The sequence below is a fragment of the Klebsiella sp. 28 genome, from assembly GCF_018223905.1.
Lineage (GTDB): Bacteria > Pseudomonadota > Gammaproteobacteria > Enterobacterales > Enterobacteriaceae > Klebsiella > Klebsiella pneumoniae.
On the sequence record NZ_JAGRQY010000310.1, the window covers coordinates 1 to 948 of the forward strand.

At 67.0% G+C, this 948-nt stretch carries 2 protein-coding genes; both read left to right on the forward strand.

Annotated elements, in window-relative coordinates; genetic code table 11:
• The coding region (locus KHQ28_RS28690) for an ABC transporter ATP-binding protein (RefSeq protein WP_211777805.1) at positions 1 to 736 on the forward strand (736 nt) is incomplete at its 5' end.
• Positions 723 to 948 (forward strand): ATP-binding cassette domain-containing protein (locus KHQ28_RS28695; protein WP_211777806.1); only part of this gene is annotated, 226 nt, incomplete at its 3' end. The genes KHQ28_RS28690 and KHQ28_RS28695, both read left to right, overlap by 14 nt.

The following is a 948-nucleotide window of genomic DNA, read 5'->3' on the forward strand; positions in this document are numbered from 1 at the left end:
GCTGGTGGGCGAATCCGGCTCCGGCAAATCGATGACCGCCCGGGCGCTGATGGGCCTGGTGCGCAAGCCCGGGGTGGTGAGCGCCGAACGGCTGGAGGTGCTGGGGCGCGATGTGCTGACCCTCAGCGCTCGCGGCTGGCGCGCGCTGCGCGGCAACGATATCGCCATGGTGCTGCAGGACCCGCGCTATGCGCTGAATCCGGTGCAGTCCATTCAGACGCAGCTGGAGGAGGCGTTAACCCTGCATCAGCGTCTGAGCCGCCGCGCGCGCGCCGAGGCGGTCAAAGACGCCATCGCCGCCGTCGGTCTGGATCTGCCGGTCCTCAGCCGCTATCCCGGCGAACTCTCCGGCGGGATGGGACAGCGGGTGATGATCGCCCTCGCGCTGCTCAATAACCCGAAGGTGCTGATAGCCGACGAGCCGACCTCGGCCCTCGACGCCCGCCTGCGCAACCAGATCCTCGAGCTGCTGGTGGAGCAGAGCGCGCAGCGGCAGATGGCCATGTTACTGATCAGCCACGATCTACCGCTGGTAGCCGCGCATTGCGATCGCGTGCTGGTGATGTACCAGGGGAGACAGGTCGACGAGATGCCGGCGCGGGCGCTGCCGAGCGCGACGCACCCTTACACCCGCACCCTGTGGACCTGCCGGCCAAATGCCCACACCTACGGCCAGATGCTGCCGACCCTCGACAGAACCCAGGACTTTACGGAGACAGCCCATGGCGATCGTTAATCTTCAGGATTTACAGGTTACATTCGGCGCGAAGACGGCGGTCTCCGCCGCCAGTTTCCGTGTCGACGCCGGGGAAACCTTCAGCCTGATCGGCGCCTCGGGCTGCGGCAAATCGACGATTTTGCGCGTGCTGGCCGGATTGCAGCGTGAATGGCGCGGCAGCGTGGATCTGCTCGGCCAGGCCATTACGCCGGGCGCCCGCTTTCAGGGCG